The following is an 18754-nucleotide window of genomic DNA, read 5'->3' on the forward strand; positions in this document are numbered from 1 at the left end:
GATCACTTAGACTTGGTTGAAAGCCTTGTGGGTCGAAAGCCGTGCCTTGGTCGAGGGGCGCGCGGCTTTCCCGAAGGGACGCATCATCACGATGGCCGAACGATATCAGGACAGACCGTTTCCTTCCGATGACTACGGTCGCGGTGGCGACCAGCATGGCAAGGCGGAAAATGATCCCCTGGCCGAACTTGCCCGCCTGATCGGACAGACCGATCCCTTCGCAGCGCAGGGACGGCCCGGTACCCGCACGCCGGCGGCGCCAGCGCCGGCCCAGAGCTATCAGGACGACGACTATTCGCAGGACGATGACCAGCAGGACTATGCCGAGCAGGCGTCGCCGCCTCCGGCCGGGCCGCCCTCATGGATGCGGCGCGCCAACGTGCAGCCGCAGCCGGCACCCGAACCCGACTATCCGGTCTCTGTGAACCCGGTTCATCCATTGCATCGCTATTCGGCCCAGCCGACCGCGCCCGAGCCTGATTTTCATCAGCCGCAAGCCTATCAGGATCACGCATATCAGGATCAGGCTTATCAAGCTCAGGCCTATCAAGGGCATGCTCGCCAGCAACATGATCAGGCTTATCAGGAGCATGCCTATCAGGAGCTGCATCAGCAGCCCGATCCGGCGCGCTACGATGATGCGCTCTACGGACGGCTGGAGGCGGGCGAGCAGGACTACCAGCGCGATCCGGCCTATCCGGACGATCCCTACGCGTTCCAGAGCGATTATCCCGAAGCAGATCTCGACGAGCCGAAGAAGCAGCGCGGCGGCATGATGACCGTCGCGGCGATTCTCGCGCTCGCCGTGGTCGGCACTGGCGCGGCCTTCGCCTACAAGACCTATGTGGGCTCGCCCCGCAGCGGCGAGCCGCCGATCATCAAGGCCGACAACACCCCGACCAAGATCGTGCCTGCGCCGACGGATTCCTCGGCCAAGGTGCCGGATCGCATGGTCAGCGGCGATGGCACCGAGAAGATCGTGCCGCGCGAGGAGGCGCCTGTCGACGTCAACGCCAAGGCGGGCGGTCCCCGCGTGGTGTTCCCGCCGCTGAACCAGAATGCGAATCCGCCTCCGGTGGCGAGCGTTTCGCCGTCCATGGTTCCATTACAAAGCGCCGGCACAAACGCGAGCAACGGGACCCTGCCGAACAATTCGCCGCGCCCGATCAGGACTGTGGCCGTGAAGGGTGATCAGACCGATAGCACCGCGCCACAATCGGCTGCGGCCAAGCCGGCAACTGCACCAAAGCCGGTCGCTGCCCCGGCCGCGCCGCGCAATCCGCCGACCTCGGCCAATGCCAGCGCCAACCAGCCGATGTCGCTGGCTCCGCAGGCGGCGCCGGCTGAACCGCCGCAGCGGATGGCTGCGACCAATCCGACGCAAATTGCGCCCCCCAGCAGCGGTGGCGGCGGCTATGTCGTGCAGGTCTCCTCGCAGCAGACGGAAGACAGCGCCCACGCCTCCTATCGCGTGCTTCAGAGCAAGTATGGCAGCGTGCTGGGCTCCCGCTCGCCGGTGATCAAGCGGGTCGATCTCACCGACAAGGGCAAGGGAATCGTCTACCGCGCTTTCGCAGGGCCCTATGGTTCGGCTGAGGAAGCGACGCAGGCCTGCAACAGCCTGAAGTCCGCAGGCCTGTCCGCCTGCTTCGTCCAGAGGAATTAACGGCCGTTTCCTTGACCCCCTCGCGGGGCAGGGTTAATCGGCCCTTATGAGCACGCGGGCCTTCATTACGGGCGTATCCGGAACGGAACTGACCGCCGCCGAGCGGGAGTTTATCCGCAGCGAGCGCCCATGGGGCTTCATCCTCTTCAAGCGCAATGTCGAGACGCCGGCACAAGTTGCTGCACTCGTTGCTGAATTGCGTGCGGTTTCCGAAGCCGCCGACGCGCCGGTCCTGATCGATCAAGAGGGCGGTCGGGTGCAGCGGCTGGGGCCGCCACATTGGCCGGTCTATCCGCCGGGCGCCATTTTCGCGGGTCTGTACGACACTGATTCGGCGCTTGGGCTGACTGCGGCGCGCCTGAGTGCCCGCCTGATCGCGGCCGATCTCGCCGAACTCGGCATTACCGTGGATTGCTTGCCGTTGGCTGACGTACCGGTGGCGGGTGCCGATGCCGTGATCGGAAATCGGGCCTATGGCACTGAGCCCGGCAAGGTCGCGGCGATCGCCCGCGCGGTCACCGAGGGCCTGGAGCAGGGCGGCGTGCTGCCGGTCCTCAAGCACATTCCCGGCCATGGCCGCGCCACGGCCGACACCCATTTCAAGCTGCCGACGGTCGATACGCCACGGGATGAGTTGGAGCGGACCGACTTCGCAGCCTTCAAGCCGCTGGCGGATTTGCCGATGGCCATGACTGCACATGTTGTGTTTAGCGCGGTCGACCCCGCCCATCCGGCGACGACATCTGCGACAATGATCGCTCAGGTGATTCGCGGCGCAATCGGGTTCCAGGGTTTGTTGATGAGTGATGACGTGTCGATGAACGCGCTGTCGGGGAATATCGCGGAGCGGACCCGCGCCATCTTCGCGGCCGGCTGCGACATGGCCCTGCATTGCAACGGCAACATCGAGGAGATGCGCGAGGTCGCCGGCCAGACCCCTGAACTGTCGGGCAGGGCGCTGCAGCGGGCGAATGCTGCGCTCGCGGCGCGCAGAGAGCCGCAGCCGTTCGACCGGGCGGCCGCGCGCGCCGAACTGGACGCATTGATCGCACGGGCAAACACGGCATCCGCATGACCGCAGAAATCCTATCGTTTGAAACCGGGCGGCCCGCAGAGCTTGCCGAGGGTGAGCCGGCGTTGGTGGTGGACGTCGAGGGCTATGAGGGCCCGCTCGACCTGCTGCTCGCACTGGCGCGGCAGCAGAAGGTCGACCTCGCCAAGATCTCCATCCTGGCGCTGGCCGACCAATATCTCCACTTCATCGAAGCCGCGCGAAAAATCCGGCTGGAGCTCGCTGCCGACTACCTCGTCATGGCAGCCTGGCTTGCCTTCCTGAAATCGCGCCTGCTGCTGCCGGAGCCGCCGAGCGCGGAAGGTCCGAGCGCGGAAGAGATGGCGACCGCGCTCGCCAACCGTCTGCGCCGGCTGGAAGCCATTCGCGAAGCCGCCAACCGGCTGATGAACAGGCCGCAATTGCAGCGCGACATCTTCCCGCGCGGCGAGCCCGAACGGATCGCCGAGATCAAGCATCCGAAATACACCGCGACACTTTACGACCTGCTCACGGCCTACGCCGCGCAGCGTCAGTCGCGCGTGCTGGCGAGTGTGCATCTGGCCAAGCGCACGGTGTGGTCGCTCGCCGAGGCGCGCGCGACGCTGGAGCGGCTGGTCGGCAGCATCAGCGAACAGGACGACTGGGGCGTTCTCGACGATTTCCTGATCAGACACGTCGCCGATCCGACCCAGCGTGCGACGGTGTTCGCCTCGAGTTTCGCCGCTGCGCTCGAGCTGGTGCGCGAGGGGCAGCTCGAGCTGAACCAGAAAGAGGCATTTGCGCCCATCTACTTCCGGAAGGGGCGTCCCAAGCCGGTCCCGGACGCAGCTCCTGCGCCTGATGCGCCGGTCGCTTAAGTGCAAGAAGGAGAATCTGCCATGGCAAGCCTGGCTGAAGTGCGGGTAGAAGAGGCCGAGCCGATGGAGAGCGAGTCCCAGGCACGTCCCGAGGAATTGCGGCTGCTGGAAGCGCTGCTGTTCGCTTCGAACGAACCGCTGGATACCGCGACGCTGGCCAAGCGCATGCCCGAGGGCGTGGACGTGAAGGCTGCGCTCGAGCAGCTGCAGGCGGACTATGCCTTGCGCGGCGTGAATCTGGTGCGGGTTGCCAACAAATGGACCTTCCGCACCGCGGGCGATCTCGCCTGGCTGATGACCCGCGAAAGCACCGAGACCCGCCGCCTGTCGCGGGCCGCGATCGAGGTGCTGGCGATCATCGCCTATCACCAGCCGGTGACGCGCGCCGAGATCGAAGAGATCCGCGGCGTCGTCACGTCGAAGGGCACGCTCGACGTGCTGCTGGAGACCGGCTGGATCAAGCCGCGCGGCCGGCGCAAGACGCCCGGCCGTCCCTTGACCTTCGGAACCACCGAGGACTTCCTGTCGCAGTTCACCCTGGAACAGCTCGGCGACCTGCCGGGCCTGGAGGAACTGAAGGGCACGGGCCTGCTGGATTCGCGCCTGCCGACCGGATTCAGCGTGCCGACGCCGTCGGATGACCCGCAGTTGCGCGAGGACGAGGATCCGCTCGAACCGGGCGAGGACCTTGATCTGGCGCTGGCGCCTGCGGTGGAGCCCGAGACGCCGCCGGAAGGCGGCAATGAGGGTGGCGAGGGCGGCCGCGAGGACTGACGTTGCAGCCTTTTTGCGTCCCCCTGCGACCAGTTAACACTAGCAAGATTACGTAGTGCCAACAGCGAATTGGCGCTGCCTTGGTCCTTGTTTTTGACACCCGCCAAGCCTAGGTTTCGGTGAAGATCGGCCGGGTCCCCGGCCATGCGCGTTTGGAGGGTTGCAGGATGGGTTCACTCAGCATTTGGCACTGGATCCTGGTGATCGCAGTGGTCCTGCTGCTGTTCGGTCGCGGCAAGATTTCGGATCTGATGGGCGACGTGGCACAGGGCATCAAGGCGTTCAAGAAGGGCATGCAGGACGACGACAAGGTCGCCGACAAGCCCGAGCCGGCCAAGTCCATCGAGCACAATGCCGCCCCGACCGCGGCACGGTCCGACGTCGGCAGCAAGGCCGTCTGAGCCAGAGAGCACGCGAGACGCGGGTAGAGCGGCCCCGATCCTGCGCGCGAGGGATTGGGCCGGCTGCGGCTGGCGTGAACGGAAGACCTCATGTTCGACATCGGGTGGAGTGAACTGGTCCTGATCGGGGTCGTGGCCCTGGTCGCCATCGGCCCGAAAGAGCTGCCGGGCGTGCTGCGCATGGTCGGGCAGTGGATGGGCAAGGCCCGCAAGATGGCCGCCGAATTCCAGGGCCAGTTCCAGGAAGCGATGCGCGAGGCCGAGATGGCCGACCTCAAGAAGAGCTTTGACGAGGTCAAGGAAGCCGCCTCCGGCTTCGCCGGCAACAATCTGATGACCTCGCTCCAGAAGGACGTCAGCGACGCGCTCCGCGTCGATGCGCTCGACAAGCCGGCCGAGACGCCGGCCATCGCCGCTGTCGAATCGCCCGTGACTATTGAAGCGCCGGCGACACCGACGACACCGGAAGCGCCGACACCGGAAACCTTCGTGGAAGCGGAAGCCCATGCGGCGGTGAACGAGCCGCTCGCCATCACCCGTGAGGTCGAGCAGGCGTCGGTCGTTGCGCAGGACACCGCGCCATCCGAAGCGATCAAGGACGCCAAAGCGTCATGAGCGACGCCGATATCGAGGCCAGCAAAGCCCCATTGATGGACCATCTGATCGAGCTGCGGTCGCGGCTGATCAAGGCGCTGCTCGGCTTCGGCCTAGCCTTCATCTTCTGCTTCTTCTTCGCCAAGCAGATCTACAACGTGCTGGTCTGGCCGTTCGTGTGGGTCGCGGGTCCCGAGAATTCCAAGTTCATCTACACCGCGCTGCTGGAATATTTCATCACCCAGCTCAAGCTCGCTTTGTTCGGGGCCGGCTTCATCTCGTTCCCGATCATCGCGACCCAGATCTACAAGTTCGTCGCGCCGGGCCTGTACAAGCACGAGAAGAGCGCCTTCGTACCGTATCTGGTCGCGACACCGTTCTTCTTCGTGCTGGGTGCGGCGCTGGTCTATTTCGTCGTGCTGCCGATGCTGGTCCGCTTCTCACTCGGCATGCAACAGGCCGGCAGCGACGAGACCGCGCAGATTCAACTGCTGCCCAAGGTCGGCGAATATCTGTCGCTGATGATGTCGCTGATCTTCGCCTTCGGCATCGCCTTCCAGCTTCCGGTGATCCTGACACTGCTCGGCCGCATCGGCATCGTCACGGCAAAAATGCTGCGCGAGAAGCGCCGCTATTTCATCGTCGTCGCCTTCGTGATCGCGGCCGTGCTGACGCCGCCCGACATACTCAGCCAGTGCTCGCTCGCGATCCCGTTGCTCTTGCTCTACGAGGGCTCGATCATCGCGGTGGCGATGGTGGAGAAGAAGGCTGCGGCGTCGCAGACCACCGGCACCGACGTGTCGACGCCGGCCAATCCGGCCGAATAAGGCGCGACGCCTCCGTCATTCCCCGCGAATGCGGGGAATCCGGTATGCCGTGCTCTCTCGGAGAATCACCGCCGTCTTCGGAATACTGGATCGCCCGCTTTCGCGGGCGATGACAGAGTGCTAGGGGAAACCCAGCCATTTGCATGAATGCAAATCAAGGATTTGCATGTTTGCAACAAGCCCAGGACCACGGCCATGCACGACATCAAATCGATCCGCGACAATCCGCAAGCCTTCGACGCCGGCCTCGCCCGGCGTGGCCTGAAGCCGTTGTCGGCCTCGCTGCTCGCGATCGACGAGACGCGGCGCGCGGCGATCCTGGCCTCGGAGCAGGCGCAGGCGCGGCGCAATGCGGCCTCCAAGGAGATCGGCGATGCCAAGAAGGCCAAGGACGAGGCGCGCGCGGCCAAGCTGATGGCCGAGGTCGCCGAGCTCAAGACCACGATGCCCGAGCTCGAAGCTGCCGCGAAGGCCGCCGACGAGGAGCTGACGAAAGAGCTGTCTGCGATCCCGAACATTCCGTTCGACGAAGTGCCCGACGGTGTCGACGAGCACGGCAATGTGCAGCACCACGTCTTCGGCAAGAAGCGCAACTATTCGTTCGCGCCGAAGCTGCATGACGATCTCGGCACCGCGCTCGGCTACATGGATTTCGAGGCGGCGGCAAAGCTTTCCGGCGCGCGCTTCGTCGTGCTGAAGAAGGGGCTGGCGCGGCTCGAACGCGCGATCGGCCAGTTCATGCTCGACCTGCACACCAACGAGCACGGCTACACCGAGATCAACCCGCCGCTGCTGGTGCGCAACGAGGTGATGTTCGGCACCGGGCAGTTGCCGAAATTCGAGGACGATCAGTTCTGGGCGATCAAGGGCGAACTCCTGGCCGCGCCCGACCATGAGCGGCTGAAGACAGAGCGGCTCGGCCTGATTCCGACCGCAGAAGTGTCGCTCACCAACCTCGCGCGCGAATCCATTCTCGACGAGAAGCAATTGCCGATGCGGCTCACCGCGCTGACGCCGTGCTTCCGCGCCGAGGCGGGCGCCGCGGGGCGCGACACCCGCGGCATGATCCGCCAGCACCAGTTCACCAAGGTCGAGCTGGTCTCGATCACGACACCCGAAACCAGCAAGGACGAGCTGGAGCGGATGCTCTCCTGCGCCGAGCAGGTGTTGCAGAAACTCGACCTGCATTACCGCGTGATGACGCTCTGCGCAGGGGATATGGGTTTCTCGTCGCAAAAAACATATGACATCGAGGTCTGGATGCCAGGGCAGGGCGACGGCGGCATGTTCCGCGAGATATCGAGCTGCTCGGTGTGCGGCGACTTCCAGGCGCGGCGCATGGATGCGCGCTCGCGTGGTCCCGACGGCAAGCCGCGTTTCGTGCACACGCTGAACGGCTCCGGCACCGCGGTCGGCCGTGCGCTGATCGCCGTGATGGAGACCTATCAGCAGGAGGACGGCTCGATCGCGGTTCCCGACGTGCTCCAGCCCTATATGGGAGGACTCAAGGTGGTCGCGCGCGACTAAGGCAGCGTTGCTCGCCTGTAAACGCAGAAACGTTTGGTTGCGAAGATCGGGCGGCAGGTTATCCTGCCGGCCACCCGACAACGCGGACCCACCGTTCATGGCCTTGCACCGCGATATCTTCTGGGTCGGCCGACAATGGGCGGTGACAGGTGCCGGCATCCAGGCCGTCGATCAGCGCCTGCGCGGAGTGCTCGACATCGACATCGCGCGGCTCTGGGACGATCATCTCGTGCAAAGCCGGCGGGTCAAGCCCGGCGTCAATGCCGCGGATTTCGACAAGGCCCTGACGCTCGCACGTGAACGTTTCCCGCAGGCGCCGGATGCGGATCTGATCGTGGCTCAGCTGGAAGCGCTCGGCGTGATCGAGACTCCCGTCGCGAGCCCTGTCGTGCCGGCCATGAATCTGCGCGCGGAAGGCAGCCTCGCACGCTTCCTGCCGCAATGGCGCATCCGCCGGTAGCAGGATCAGGCCGGGAACCCGACGCCGGACCCAATCGGCTGGTTTGCCTGATCGGTCCCGGCCGGATAAGACGGCTTTAGGCCCGCTTCAGGAATCGAACCCTTCCATGCGCATTCTCTGCACCAATGACGACGGCATTCACGCCCCCGGCCTCAAGGTCGTGGAGGAGATCGCACGCGCATTGTCCGAAGACGTCTGGGTGGTTGCGCCCGAGCTCGACCAGTCCGGTGTCTCGCATTCGCTGTCGCTGAATGATCCCTTGCGCCTGCGCGAGGTCGGTCCGCGCCATTTCGCGGTGCGCGGCACGCCGACCGACTGCGTGATCATGGGTGCGCGCCATATCCTCGGCGCTCAGCTGCCCGATGTCGTGCTGTCCGGTGTCAACAAGGGCCGCAACGTCGCCGAGGACGTGGTCTATTCCGGCACCATCGCCGGGGCGCTGGAAGGCACCATCCTGGGGCTGCCGTCGTTCGCCCTGTCGCAGGAGTTCAGCGTCGAAACCCGCGAGCGTCCGCTGTGGGACACCGCGCGCAAATTCGGGCCCGATATCCTGCGCAAGGTGATCGCCGCCGGAATTCCGAAGGACACCGTCATCAACGTCAATTTCCCGGCCTGCGCGCCGGAGGATGTGCTGGGCATTCGCGTTACGCGCCAGGGCAAGCGCAATCTCGGCTTCCTCAGGATCGACGAGCGCAGGGACGGCCGCGGCAATCCCTATTTCTGGATCGGCTTCGAGCGCGCGGCAATGATGGATACGCCGGCAGACGGCACCGATCTCGCGGCGCTCCGCGAGCGCTACGTCTCGGTCACGCCGCTCAGGCTCGACCGCACCAACGAAGCGTTTTCAGAGGAACTGAGTGCGACGCTGAAGTAGCGGCTAGCTGCCGCGAAGCGCGGCTTCGATGGTCTTGCCGAGCGCGTCGAGCTGAAACGGCTTCTGAAGCGCAGGCCGGTCGCGGTACTGCTCGGGCAGTCCGGAGGAGCCGTATCCGGTGGCGAAGATGAAGGGGCAGCCTTTCGCCTTGATCACATCGGCCACCGGCGAGATGACCTTGCCGTTGACGTTGACGTCGAGGATCGCGATGTCGAATTCGGTCGCCTGGGCGAGCCGCATGGCTTCGGCGATGTCGCCCGCTTCGGCTGCGACCTTGTAGCCGAGCTCTTCGAGCATGTCCGCGACCATCATCCTGATCATCACCTCGTCCTCGACGAGGAATACAGAGCGGCCCGAAAGCCCTGTCGCGGCGGTCATGGTTGAGTCCTTGCCCATTGCCAAAAACGTTCGCAGATAACACGAATCGACGCAATGCGCGTTTCGACGAACGGATGTCTGAAAATGGCCATCGCGGCTCGCCCGTTGCAAGCCCATTTGTGGTCAGATACGCCATCCGAACGATATCATGGGTTCCTGCGCAGGAACAGGATTCTCCGCCCTCGGGCTTCGCGCCAAGGCCCCAAAGAGCAGGCAATGACCTCCCATCAGCCCCCGCCCGAAAAGATGATGTTTCAGCTCACGCTGAGGCGTCGCGGCATCAGCGACCAGGCGGTGCTGCGGACCATGGAGGAGGTGCCGCGCGAGCAGTTCGTCGACGAAGCCGATCGCGAGGGCGCCTATCGCGATAGTGCGCTGCCGATCGCGTGCGGGCAGACCATCAGCCAGCCCTTCGTCGTCGCCTACATGACCGAGCAGCTGCAGCTCCGGAAGCAGCACCGCGTGCTCGAGATCGGGGCTGGCTCCGGCTATCAGGCCGCGGTGCTGTCGCGGCTTGCCGGCCAGGTGCTGACCGTCGAGCGCTATCGCAAGCTCGCGGATGCCGCTCGCGCCCGGCTTGAAAAGCTCAACTGTCACAATGTCGAGGTGATGCTGGGCGACGGTCTCAACCTGCCTCCCAATATCGGCCCGTTCGACCGCATCATCGTCACGGCCGCGATGGAGCGGCTTCCGGAGAACCTGGTCGAGCGGCTGGAGGTGGGCGGTATCCTGATCGCGCCCGTTGGTCCGCATCAGGGCGTGCAGACGCTGATCCGCCTCGTCCGGACCGAAGCCGGGATAGAGCGCAAGGAACTCGTCGAGGTCCGCTTTGTGCCGGCGCTGCCCGGAGTGGCGCGGGAGCTGTAGATTTCCGGATCGGCTGTGCTGCCAACATCTTATTGGGAGGGTTAAGCCGTTATTTACTCGGCGCGTGTTTACTTAAAAGACCAGTTCAGTTGCGTACGAGTGAGTAACCATGTCCGTCGTCGCCGAGTTGCTTTACTCGCGCCGCGCACCGCAGGTCGCGGTGCTGGCGCTGATCTCCTTCAGCTTCGCAGGGTGCAGCGCCGACATGTCGTCGCGGCTGTCCCAGTCGAACTTCTCCAATCCCTTCGCGTCCGAGCAGACCGGTTCGGTGCAGCAGGCACCGCCGCCGCAGCGTGAGCTGCCGCAATATTCGCGGCCGCAGACGCAGTCCGGCTATTACCAGTCGCAGCCCTTGCCGCCGCCGGCGGTATCCGCGCCGCAATCCTATCCGGTTGCGGCAGCTGGCGTGTCCGGAGGCGGCCGCGGTGTCGGCTCCTACGCACCCCCGGCACAGCCGCATCTGGAGACCACGGCCACCGTGCCGCCGCGCTCGGTCGCGGCCGCCCAGCCAGCCGGCGGGACCAAGATCATCGTCGGCACCAGCGATACGCTCGACGTGCTGGCCAGGCGCTATCACGTCACGCCGCAGGCGATCCTTGCCGCTAACGGCTACAAGGGTCCGCGCGCACTGTCGCCCGGGCAGCAGATCATCATCCCGCATCCGGGCGCGACCGCTGCCGCGCCCGCGCCGGCGATGGCTCCCGTCGCCGCGGCGCCGGCGCCCGCTGCGAGGCCGGTTGCGGCCGTCGCTGCCGCGCCGGGCACCCACTTCGTCAATCATGGCGATACGCTCGCCAGCATCGCCCGCAAGAACCATATCTCTACCGCCGAACTCGCCCGTGCCAACGGCCTTGCGCCGTCGACCAAGCTCAAGCTCGGCACCAAGCTGACCGTGCCGGGTGCCAAGACCGCAGCTCTCACTGCGCCGGTTGCTGCGTCTCCCGTCATGGCCGCCCCCGTCGCGGGGACGCTGCAGCCCGTTGCTGCTGCGCCCGCTACCAAGATGGCCGCTGCTGCCGCGCCGCTGCAGAGCGCGCGCCTGGCCCAGGCCACGGCCAATGTCGAGGAGAAGACCGCCGAGGCTCCGGCGAAAGCGGCGGAGACCACCAGCGCGCTGCCGACCTTCCGTTGGCCGGTGCGCGGCAAGGTGGTCACGAGCTACGGCGCCAAGACCAATGGCAAATCCAATGACGGCATCAATCTCGCGGTGCCCGAGGGTACGCCGATCAAGGCGGCAGAAGACGGCGTCGTCGCCTATTCCGGCAACGAGCTGAAGGGTTACGGCAATCTGGTCCTGGTTCGGCACTCCAACGGCTACGTCACCGCATATGCCCATGCGAGTGAGCTGTTGGTGAAGCGCGGCGATACCATCAAGCGCGGTCAGGTCATTGCCAAGTCGGGTCAATCCGGGGAGGTGGCGTCGCCGCAGCTCCACTTCGAGATCCGCAAAGGATCGAGCCCGGTTGACCCGCTTCAATTCCTGAACGGCGCGTGAGGCCTGCGCTTCAGCGGGGTACACTTCCGCCACATACGCGCTGTCATCGCCCGCGAAAGCGGGCGATTCAGTAGAGAATCCCCGCTTTCGCGGGGAATGACAGTTGTGGGTGGCTTCGGGCTCCCGCTACGTCGCTGCCAGCTTCACGCCCAGCCGCCCGGCGAGTTCCTGCACGAACTGCCAGGCGACGCGGCCCGAGCGGGAGCCGCGCGTAGTCGACCATTCCAGCGCCTCGCGCTCCAGCGCTTCGTCGTCGACCTTGATGCCGAAATGGCTGCAATAGCCGCGGACCATCGCGAGGTATTCGTCCTGGCTGCAGCGGTGGAAGCCGAGCCACAGTCCGAAACGGTCCGACAGCGAGACCTTTTCCTCGACGGCTTCGCCGGGATTGATCGCGGTCGAGCGCTCGTTCTCAATCATCTCGCGCGCGAGCAGGTGGCGGCGGTTGGAGGTGGCGTAGAGGATGACGTTCTCGGGCCGGCCCTCGATGCCGCCTTCGAGCACGGCCTTGAGCGACTTGTATGACGCATCATTGCCGTCGAAGGATAGATCGTCGCAGAACACGATGAAGCGGAAGAACGAGGCGCGGAGCTGCTCCATGAGGGCGGGCAGGCTCTCGATGTCCTCGCGGTGGATCTCGATCAGCTTCAGCCTGTCGGCCGGTCTGCGCTCCGCGTTGATGCTGGCGTGTGCGGCCTTCACCAGCGACGACTTGCCCATGCCGCGCGCGCCCCAGAGCAGGGCGTTGTTGGCAGGCAGCCCGCCTGCGAAACGCTCGGTGTTCTCCATCAGGATGTCGCGCATCCGGTCGACGCCCTTGAGCAGGAACAGCTCGACGCGGCTGACCCGCGGCACCGCCGCGAGGCGGCCGTCCGGGTGCCAGACGAAAGCATCCGCCTGCTTGAACGACTCACGTTCGACGGCGGGCTTGCCCTGGGCGGAGAGGTGCGCTGCGATGATCTCCAGCGCGCGGACGATACGCTCCTGGGAGAGGCCGGAAGCAGGCTTGGAAACTGCCTTTAAAACGGCCTTGGGGGCTGCCTTGGGGCGTTTTGCCGCGACGCGGGCAGGCTTCGTGGCAGGGGTGCGGGGGCCTTTGCTGGCCGGGCTTTTGCTTGGTTTTTTGGGCATGTCCGAAGTTCCTGAGAATGCAGCCTTATCGGGCCTGACGGCGCGCCGCAAGGTGGCCAAAAGGGCGGTCTGGCAGCGTTGCAATTGGGGCAATGGCCGCTATAGTCCGCGCGAATTTGACCGAGCCGGTCGCCTTTGAGGGCCTGACCGGCTTTCCCCCGTTTCCACGAGGATCGTCCGAATGCTGATTACCCCTGCGTATGCCCAGGCCGCGGGCGCCGGCGACACCAACAGCATGTTGATGTCGCTGCTGCCGTTCGCCCTGATCTTCGTGATCATGTACTTCCTGATTCTGCGCCCGCAGCAGAAGAAGGTGAAGGACCATGCCGATCTCGTGAAGAACATCCGCCGCGGCGACACCGTGGTGACCTCGGGCGGCCTCGTCGGCAAGGTCACCAAGGTCGTCGATGACGACCAGATCGAGTTCGAGATTTCCGACGGCGTGCGCGTGCGGCAGATGCGCCAGATGATCTCCGGCGTTCGTGCCAAGGGCGAGCCGGCCAAAGAATCCGCCAAGGATAGCGCGAAGGAAAGCGCCAAGGACGACAGCGCGGCGAAGTGAGCGCTTCCGCGAGCATCTCAAGTCTCCCGATCTGACAGGTCCAGTCCATGTTGTATTTCACGCGGTGGAAAGCGCTGGGGATTATCCTGACGGCGCTGATCGTGTGCCTCTGCGCGGTCCCGAATTTTTTTCCCGAAGCGCAGGTCAAGACCTGGCCCGGCTGGGCGCAGCGCCGGCTCGTGCTCGGCCTCGATCTCCAGGGCGGCTCTTATCTGCTGCTGGAGGTCGACGGCGCTTATGTGAAGAAGGAGAGGCTCGACCAGGTCCGCGACGACGTTCGCCGGACGCTGCGCGATGCGAAGATCGGCTTCACCGGCGGCGTCACCGTGCGCAATGACGCGGCCGAGGTTCGCATCACCAAGGAATCCGACGTGCAGCCCGCGCTCGCCAAGCTGCGAGAGCTGTCCCAGCCGCTGGGCGGGCTGATGGGATCCAGCGGTCAGCGCGACCTTGACGTGACGGACGCCACCGGCGGCGTGATCCGCCTGAGCATCCCGCAGGCCGCGATGCTCGACCGCATGCGCAAGACCATCGAGCAGTCGATCCAGATCGTCGAACGCCGCGTCAACGAACTCGGCACCGTCGAGCCTGTGATCCAGCGTCAGGGCAACGACCGCATCCTGGTGCAGGTGCCCGGCCTTCAGGACCCGACCCGCCTGAAGGAACTGCTGGGCAAGACCGCGAAGATGGAATTCCGCATGGTCGACACGTCCGTGCCGCCGGATCAGGCGCAGCAGGGGCGGTTGCCGCCGGAATCCGAGCTCCTTATGAGCGCCTCGCCGCCGCCCACACCCTATGTGGTCAAGAAGCAGGTGCTGGTTGCCGGCGGCGATCTGACCGATGCCCAGGCGAGCTTCGACCAGCGCACGAGTGAACCGGTCGTCAGCTTCAAGTTCAACACCTCGGGTGCGCGCAAGTTCTCGCAGGCCACGCAAGAGAACGTGGGGCTGCCCTTCGCGATCGTGCTCGACAACAAGGTGATCTCGGCGCCCGTCATCCGCGAGCCCATCACCGGCGGCCAGGGCCAGATCTCGGGCAGTTTCACCGTGCAATCGGCCAACGATCTCGCGATCCTCTTGCGCGCCGGCGCGTTGCCGGCGCCTCTAACGGTCGTCGAGGAGCGCACCGTCGGTCCGGGCCTCGGCCAGGACTCGATCGAGAAGGGCGAGCTTGCTGCCTATGTCGGCTCGATCCTGGTCATCATCTTCATGCTGCTGACCTATCGCCTGTTCGGCGTGTTCGCCAACATCGCGGTGGCGATCAACGTCGCGATGATCTTCGGCCTGCTGTCGCTGCTCAACGCCACGCTGACGCTGCCCGGCATCGCCGGCATCGTCCTCACCGTCGGCATCGCGGTCGATTCCAACGTGCTGATCTACGAGCGCATCCGCGAGGAATTGCGCGGTGGCCGCAACGCGATCTCGGCGATCGACGCCGGCTTCAAGCGGGCGCTCGCGACCATCCTCGATTCCAACATCACCACCTTCATTGCCGCCGCAGTGCTGTTCTACATCGGGACCGGTCCGGTGCGCGGCTTCGCCGTGACGCTCGGCATCGGCATCATCACAACGGTGTTCACCGCCTTCACCCTGACGCGGCTGATCGTCGCCGGGTGGGTGCGGTGGAAGCGGCCGCAGAGCGTGCCGATCTAGGAGCCTGATCGTGACTCACACCGTTCTCATCGGGCTCGGCATCCTGATTGCCGTCCTCACCGTGGTTGCCGCGCTTGGGCTGCTGCCGTCGCTGCGCATCGTTCCGGACGATACGCATTTCGACTTCACGCGTTTCCGCCGCATCAGCTTCCCGATCTCGGCGGCGCTGTCGATCGTCGCCATCACGCTGTTCTTCACCCACGGCCTGAATTTCGGCATCGACTTCCGCGGCGGCACGCTGCTCGAGGTGCAGGCCAAGTCCGGCACTGCCGACATCGCCGCGATGCGCACGACGCTGGACGGCTTGCGTCTCGGCGAAGTCCAGCTCCAGCAATTCGGCGGTCCCGCCGACGTTCTGATCCGGGTCGCGGAGCAGCCGGGCGGCGACGCCGCCCAGCAGGAGGCGGTGCAGAAGGTCCGCACCGCGCTGGGTGATTCCGTCGACTATCGCCGCGTCGAGGTGGTCGGCCCGCGAGTCTCCGGCGAGCTCTTGGCCTACGGCATGCTCGGCCTGATGCTCGCGATCGTCTCGATCCTGATCTATCTCTGGTTCCGGTTCGAATGGCAGTTCGCGCTGGGAGCCATGATCGCCAACGTGCACGACATCGTGCTGACGATCGGCTTCATGTCGATCAGTCAGGTCGATTTCGACCTGACCAGCATCGCGGCGCTCCTGACGATTCTCGGATATTCGCTCAACGACACCGTCGTCATCTATGACCGCATCCGTGAAATGCTGCGGCGCTACAAGAAGATGCCGATGCCGCAGCTGCTCAACGAGTCCATCAACTCGACGCTGTCGCGTTCGATCATCACCCACTTCACGGTGACGCTGGCGCTGCTGGCGCTGCTCCTGTTCGGCGGTCATGCCATCCACAGCTTCACCGCGGTGATGATGTTCGGCGTGGTGCTGGTCGGCACCTACACCTCGATTTTCATCGCGGCGCCGATCCTGATCTATCTCGGCGTTGGCGAGCATCGCGAGGATGCGCCGGATACGGCTACGCCGGCGAAGAAAAACAAGGCATGATCCGAACCGCATGCCCTCGCAGGAGTTTGCGGGGGCAGGAAGCCCATTCGGATGAAGCTGATGGCCGGCGATCCCAACGCACCGCATTTCCCTCGTTCGGCACCGATCGAAGCCTATGGCAAGGGCGGCTTCGCCTTTGCCGGCATGTCGCATCGAGGCTCGCTGCTCTGCCTGCCTGACGCGATCTGGGCCTGGGACGTGACGGACCCGGCGAGTATCGATCGCTATTCGCTGGATCGGGTCTTCACGGCCGCGAGCAGCATCGACACGCTCCTGATCGGCACCGGAACCGGCGTGTGGCTGCCGCCGCCGGACCTGCGGCAGGCGCTGAAGGCGGCGAGGGTGGTGCTGGACACGATGCAGACCGGCCCTGCCGTGCGCACCTACAACATCATGATCGGGGAACGGCGCCGCGTCGCGGCCGCGCTGATCGCGGTGCCATGAGCAGCACTGCGCCGGCGCCCGACACCGTGTCCTTCTGCGCCGACCTCGTGCGCAGCCACGACTTCTCCCGCTATGCTGCGACCCTGTTCGCGCCCGCCGCGGAGCGCCGCGCGCTGCTGGCGCTTTATGCCTTCAATGTCGAGATCGTCCGCGTCCGCGACCAGGTGAGCCAGCCTTTGCCTGGCGAAATCCGCCTGCAATGGTGGACCGACATGCTCTCGGGTCACGTCCATGGCAGCGCCGAGGGCAATCCGGTGGCGGCGGAACTGCTGCGTGCGATCCGCGATTTCGACCTGCCGGTCGAGCCGCTGTCGCTGCTCGCCGACGAGCATCAATTCGATCTCTACAACGATCCGATGCCGACAATGGCTGCGCTCGAAGGCTATCTGGCCGCGACTTGCTCGGCATTGTTCGAGCTTGCGGCCCGGATCATGGTGTCACCTTCGGAAGCAGGCGAGCATATGGCCCGTCATGCAGGCTTGGCCCAGGGCATCGTGCAGGTGATTGCCAATCTGCCGCGTGATGCGGCGCACCGGCAATTGTTCCTGCCGCAGCAGCTGCTGGCGAGTCACGATTGCAACATGGAGGATGTGTTCGCCGGCCGGGAGACGCCGAACTTACGCGCCGTGCTGGACCAACTCGCGGGCGAGGCACAGCAGCATCTGGCAACGGCCTCGTCATTGCTGGCGGAGGTGCCGGCGTCGGCACGGCCGGCGTTTCTGCCGCTGAGCCAGGTGCGGGCCGACCTCAAGCGCCTGTCGCAGCCAGGGCGCAATCCGTTCACGCCGCAGTCCTCGTCGCGGTTGCGCACAATGTGGACGTTGTGGCGGGCTTCACGATCCCGGGAATTTACCAAATAGCGGTTGGCTTATCGCCTCGAGCCGCCAAATGCCCTATGCTGTCCTATGGCTGAGTTGTCCCCAATCACGTCCTCCGATCTCAGCGGGTTTCCGATCGCACCGGGCGACATTCATGCCGCCGCCGAGACCATCCGCGGCGCCGTCATCGAGACGCCCTGCGGCTACAGCCGCACCCTGAGCAACATCTGCGGCTGCGACGTCTGGCTCAAATTCGAGAACCTCCAGTTCACCTCCTCGTTCAAGGAGCGCGGCGCGCTCAACCGCCTCGCGGCGCTGACGCGGGAGGAGCGTGCGCGTGGCGTCGTTGCGATGTCGGCGGGTAATCACGCGCAGGGCGTTGCCTATCACGCCAGGCGGCTCGGCATTCCCGCCACCATCGTCATGCCGGTCGGCACGCCCATGGTGAAGATCGAGAACACCAGGCACCATGGCGCTGAAGTGATGGTCACGGGCGCAACGCTGGAGGAGGCGGCCGCTTTCGCGCGCAGCCACGGTGAAGCCCGCGGCATGATCTTCGTCCACCCCTATGACGATCCGCTCGTCATCGCGGGGCAGGGCACGGTCGGGTTGGAGATGCTGAAGGCGGTGCCGGAGCTCGATACGCTGGTCGTCCCGATCGGCGGCGGCGGGCTGATCAGCGGCATCGCCATTGCCGCGAAATCGATCAAGCCGTCACTGCGGATCCTCGGTGTCGAAGCCTGGCTTTATCCCTCGATGTACAACGCCATCCATGACGGCAATCTGCCGGCTCGCGGCGACACGCTGGCCGAAGGGATCGCCGTGAAATCGCCGGGCAAGATCACGACCGAAATCGTTCGCCGCCTCGTCGACGACATCGCGCTGGTGAACGAGGCCGAGCTGGAGCGTGCGGTTGCGACGCTGATCTCGATCGAGAAGACGGTCGTCGAAGGCGCCGGAGCCGCCGGCCTCGCTGCGCTGATGTCGGATTCGACCCGATTTGCCGGTCAGAAGGTCGGCCTCGTCCTGAGCGGCGGCAATATTGATACGCGGCTGATCGCATCCGTGCTCACCCGCGAGCTCGCCCGCGAAGGGCGCCTGACTCAGCTGTCGCTCGATATTCCCGACAGGCCAGGCCAGCTGGCCGCTGTCGCGACGCTGCTGGCCGAGGCCGGCGCCAACATCATCGAGGTCTCGCACCAGCGCACCTTCTCGGACCTGCCGGCCAAGGCGACGTTGCTGCAGCTCGTCATCGAGACCCGGGACAGCGCCCATCTCGACGAGGTCATGGCGAGGCTCGGGGCATCCGGGTTGAGCGCGCGCTGCACCTGAGCGGCGCGGCA

20 protein-coding genes are annotated in these 18754 nt (G+C 65.4%); 18 read left to right on the top strand and 2 right to left on the bottom strand.

The window, feature by feature from the left end:
• Window positions 1–91 precede the first annotated feature (91 nt).
• The 10 genes from NR187_RS12390 (at window position 92) to surE (ending at window position 9034) form a co-directional block, all read left to right on the top strand.
• On the top strand, window positions 92–1666 hold the full coding sequence (locus tag NR187_RS12390; protein WP_211386307.1) for an SPOR domain-containing protein: 1575 nt from the start codon (window positions 92–94) through the stop codon (window positions 1664–1666).
• Between the two features lie 46 nt (window positions 1667–1712).
• Complete coding sequence (gene nagZ, locus NR187_RS12395; RefSeq protein WP_256806599.1) at window positions 1713–2741, top strand: beta-N-acetylhexosaminidase; 1029 nt, start codon at window positions 1713–1715, stop codon at window positions 2739–2741.
• A complete protein-coding gene (locus NR187_RS12400; RefSeq protein ID WP_211386309.1) occupies window positions 2738–3577 on the top strand; it encodes a ScpA family protein in 840 nt (279 codons plus the stop codon). Before nagZ ends, NR187_RS12400 begins: the two co-directional genes overlap by 4 nt.
• Before the next feature lie 21 nt (window positions 3578–3598).
• A complete protein-coding gene (scpB, locus tag NR187_RS12405) occupies window positions 3599–4351 on the top strand; it encodes an SMC-Scp complex subunit ScpB (RefSeq protein WP_211386310.1) in 753 nt (250 codons plus the stop codon).
• 167 nt (window positions 4352–4518) lie between these two features.
• Window positions 4519–4752: a twin-arginine translocase TatA/TatE family subunit gene (locus NR187_RS12410; RefSeq protein WP_074120659.1), complete on the top strand. Its 234-nt coding sequence runs from the start codon at window positions 4519–4521 to the stop codon at window positions 4750–4752.
• A 90-nt stretch (window positions 4753–4842) separates the two neighbouring features.
• The gene (gene tatB / locus NR187_RS12415; protein ID WP_211386311.1) at window positions 4843–5367 is read left to right on the top strand and encodes a Sec-independent protein translocase protein TatB; all 525 of its coding nucleotides are present in this window, start codon (window positions 4843–4845) and stop codon (window positions 5365–5367) included.
• A complete protein-coding gene (gene tatC, locus NR187_RS12420) occupies window positions 5364–6173 on the top strand; it encodes a twin-arginine translocase subunit TatC (RefSeq protein ID WP_211386312.1) in 810 nt (269 codons plus the stop codon). The genes tatB and tatC overlap by 4 nt, the downstream gene beginning before the upstream one ends.
• A gap of 195 nt (window positions 6174–6368) precedes the next feature.
• Window positions 6369–7700, top strand: coding sequence for a serine--tRNA ligase (serS, locus tag NR187_RS12425; protein WP_211386313.1), 1332 nt, complete (start codon window positions 6369–6371; stop codon window positions 7698–7700).
• A gap of 97 nt (window positions 7701–7797) precedes the next feature.
• Window positions 7798–8160 carry a hypothetical protein gene (locus NR187_RS12430; RefSeq protein WP_256806601.1) on the top strand — a complete coding sequence of 121 codons (363 nt, stop codon included), beginning with the start codon at window positions 7798–7800 and terminating at the stop codon, window positions 8158–8160.
• A 106-nt stretch (window positions 8161–8266) separates the two neighbouring features.
• Window positions 8267–9034 (top strand): 5'/3'-nucleotidase SurE, encoded by a 768-nt coding sequence (surE, locus tag NR187_RS12435; protein ID WP_211386315.1) that lies wholly within the window; start codon window positions 8267–8269, stop codon window positions 9032–9034.
• Window positions 9035–9037: 3 nt separating this feature from the next.
• Here surE and NR187_RS12440 read toward each other — a convergent pair whose 3' ends face one another.
• Window positions 9038–9430, bottom strand: coding sequence for a response regulator (locus tag NR187_RS12440; RefSeq protein WP_211386316.1), 393 nt, complete (start codon window positions 9428–9430; stop codon window positions 9038–9040).
• A 198-nt stretch (window positions 9431–9628) separates the two neighbouring features.
• On the opposite strand from NR187_RS12440, the gene NR187_RS12445 reads away from it, so the two are divergent.
• Both NR187_RS12445 and NR187_RS12450 read left to right on the top strand, forming a co-directional pair.
• Window positions 9629–10279 (top strand): protein-L-isoaspartate(D-aspartate) O-methyltransferase, encoded by a 651-nt coding sequence (locus NR187_RS12445; protein WP_211386317.1) that lies wholly within the window; start codon window positions 9629–9631, stop codon window positions 10277–10279.
• Between the two features lie 109 nt (window positions 10280–10388).
• Window positions 10389–11774: a LysM peptidoglycan-binding domain-containing M23 family metallopeptidase gene (locus NR187_RS12450; RefSeq protein WP_256806603.1), complete on the top strand. Its 1386-nt coding sequence runs from the start codon at window positions 10389–10391 to the stop codon at window positions 11772–11774.
• 126 nt (window positions 11775–11900) lie between these two features.
• On the opposite strand, the gene NR187_RS12455 is transcribed toward NR187_RS12450, so the two are convergent.
• Window positions 11901–12905 (bottom strand): ATP-binding protein, encoded by a 1005-nt coding sequence (locus NR187_RS12455; protein WP_211386319.1) that lies wholly within the window; start codon window positions 12903–12905, stop codon window positions 11901–11903.
• 181 nt (window positions 12906–13086) lie between these two features.
• On the opposite strand from NR187_RS12455, the gene yajC reads away from it, so the two are divergent.
• From yajC to NR187_RS12485, 6 genes are read left to right on the top strand one after another with little or no spacing between them, the layout of a single operon-like run.
• Complete coding sequence (gene yajC / locus NR187_RS12460; RefSeq protein ID WP_211386320.1) at window positions 13087–13467, top strand: preprotein translocase subunit YajC; 381 nt, start codon at window positions 13087–13089, stop codon at window positions 13465–13467.
• Between the two features lie 47 nt (window positions 13468–13514).
• Complete coding sequence (gene secD / locus NR187_RS12465) at window positions 13515–15119, top strand: protein translocase subunit SecD (RefSeq protein ID WP_211386321.1); 1605 nt, start codon at window positions 13515–13517, stop codon at window positions 15117–15119.
• Between the two features lie 10 nt (window positions 15120–15129).
• A complete protein-coding gene (secF, locus tag NR187_RS12470) occupies window positions 15130–16149 on the top strand; it encodes a protein translocase subunit SecF (protein WP_211386322.1) in 1020 nt (339 codons plus the stop codon).
• Between the two features lie 60 nt (window positions 16150–16209).
• On the top strand, window positions 16210–16593 hold the full coding sequence (locus NR187_RS12475) for an Mth938-like domain-containing protein (RefSeq protein WP_211386496.1): 384 nt from the start codon (window positions 16210–16212) through the stop codon (window positions 16591–16593).
• Window positions 16590–17453: a phytoene/squalene synthase family protein gene (locus tag NR187_RS12480; RefSeq protein ID WP_256806604.1), complete on the top strand. Its 864-nt coding sequence runs from the start codon at window positions 16590–16592 to the stop codon at window positions 17451–17453. The genes NR187_RS12475 and NR187_RS12480 overlap by 4 nt, the downstream gene beginning before the upstream one ends.
• Window positions 17454–17498: 45 nt before the next feature.
• Window positions 17499–18743, top strand: a complete 1245-nt coding sequence (locus NR187_RS12485) for a threonine ammonia-lyase (RefSeq protein WP_256806605.1) — start codon at window positions 17499–17501, stop codon at window positions 18741–18743.
• The last annotated feature ends 11 nt before the right edge of the window (window positions 18744–18754 follow it).

The sequence above is a fragment of the Bradyrhizobium sp. Bra64 genome (assembly GCF_024519875.1).
Classification (GTDB): Bacteria; Pseudomonadota; Alphaproteobacteria; order Rhizobiales; family Xanthobacteraceae; genus Bradyrhizobium; species Bradyrhizobium japonicum_G.

Bases quoted from the DNA above. Each gene is read 5' to 3' on its own strand.
- NR187_RS12390 (WP_211386307.1), top strand. From the start codon at position 92: ATGGCCGAACGATATCAGGACAGACCGTTTCCTTCCGATGACTACGGT.
- nagZ (WP_256806599.1), top strand. From the start codon at position 1,713: ATGAGCACGCGGGCCTTCATTACGGGCGTATCCGGAACGGAACTGACC.
- NR187_RS12400 (WP_211386309.1), top strand. From the start codon at position 2,738: ATGACCGCAGAAATCCTATCGTTTGAAACCGGGCGGCCCGCAGAGCTT.
- scpB (WP_211386310.1), top strand. From the start codon at position 3,599: ATGGCAAGCCTGGCTGAAGTGCGGGTAGAAGAGGCCGAGCCGATGGAG.
- NR187_RS12410 (WP_074120659.1), top strand. From the start codon at position 4,519: ATGGGTTCACTCAGCATTTGGCACTGGATCCTGGTGATCGCAGTGGTC.
- tatB (WP_211386311.1), top strand. From the start codon at position 4,843: ATGTTCGACATCGGGTGGAGTGAACTGGTCCTGATCGGGGTCGTGGCC.
- tatC (WP_211386312.1), top strand. From the start codon at position 5,364: ATGAGCGACGCCGATATCGAGGCCAGCAAAGCCCCATTGATGGACCAT.
- serS (WP_211386313.1), top strand. From the start codon at position 6,369: ATGCACGACATCAAATCGATCCGCGACAATCCGCAAGCCTTCGACGCC.
- NR187_RS12430 (WP_256806601.1), top strand. From the start codon at position 7,798: ATGGCCTTGCACCGCGATATCTTCTGGGTCGGCCGACAATGGGCGGTG.
- surE (WP_211386315.1), top strand. From the start codon at position 8,267: ATGCGCATTCTCTGCACCAATGACGACGGCATTCACGCCCCCGGCCTC.
- NR187_RS12440 (WP_211386316.1), bottom strand. From the start codon at position 9,430: ATGGGCAAGGACTCAACCATGACCGCCGCGACAGGGCTTTCGGGCCGC.
- NR187_RS12445 (WP_211386317.1), top strand. From the start codon at position 9,629: ATGACCTCCCATCAGCCCCCGCCCGAAAAGATGATGTTTCAGCTCACG.
- NR187_RS12450 (WP_256806603.1), top strand. From the start codon at position 10,389: ATGTCCGTCGTCGCCGAGTTGCTTTACTCGCGCCGCGCACCGCAGGTC.
- NR187_RS12455 (WP_211386319.1), bottom strand. From the start codon at position 12,905: ATGCCCAAAAAACCAAGCAAAAGCCCGGCCAGCAAAGGCCCCCGCACC.
- yajC (WP_211386320.1), top strand. From the start codon at position 13,087: ATGCTGATTACCCCTGCGTATGCCCAGGCCGCGGGCGCCGGCGACACC.
- secD (WP_211386321.1), top strand. From the start codon at position 13,515: ATGTTGTATTTCACGCGGTGGAAAGCGCTGGGGATTATCCTGACGGCG.
- NR187_RS12475 (WP_211386496.1), top strand. From the start codon at position 16,210: ATGGCCGGCGATCCCAACGCACCGCATTTCCCTCGTTCGGCACCGATC.
- NR187_RS12480 (WP_256806604.1), top strand. From the start codon at position 16,590: ATGAGCAGCACTGCGCCGGCGCCCGACACCGTGTCCTTCTGCGCCGAC.
- NR187_RS12485 (WP_256806605.1), top strand. From the start codon at position 17,499: ATGGCTGAGTTGTCCCCAATCACGTCCTCCGATCTCAGCGGGTTTCCG.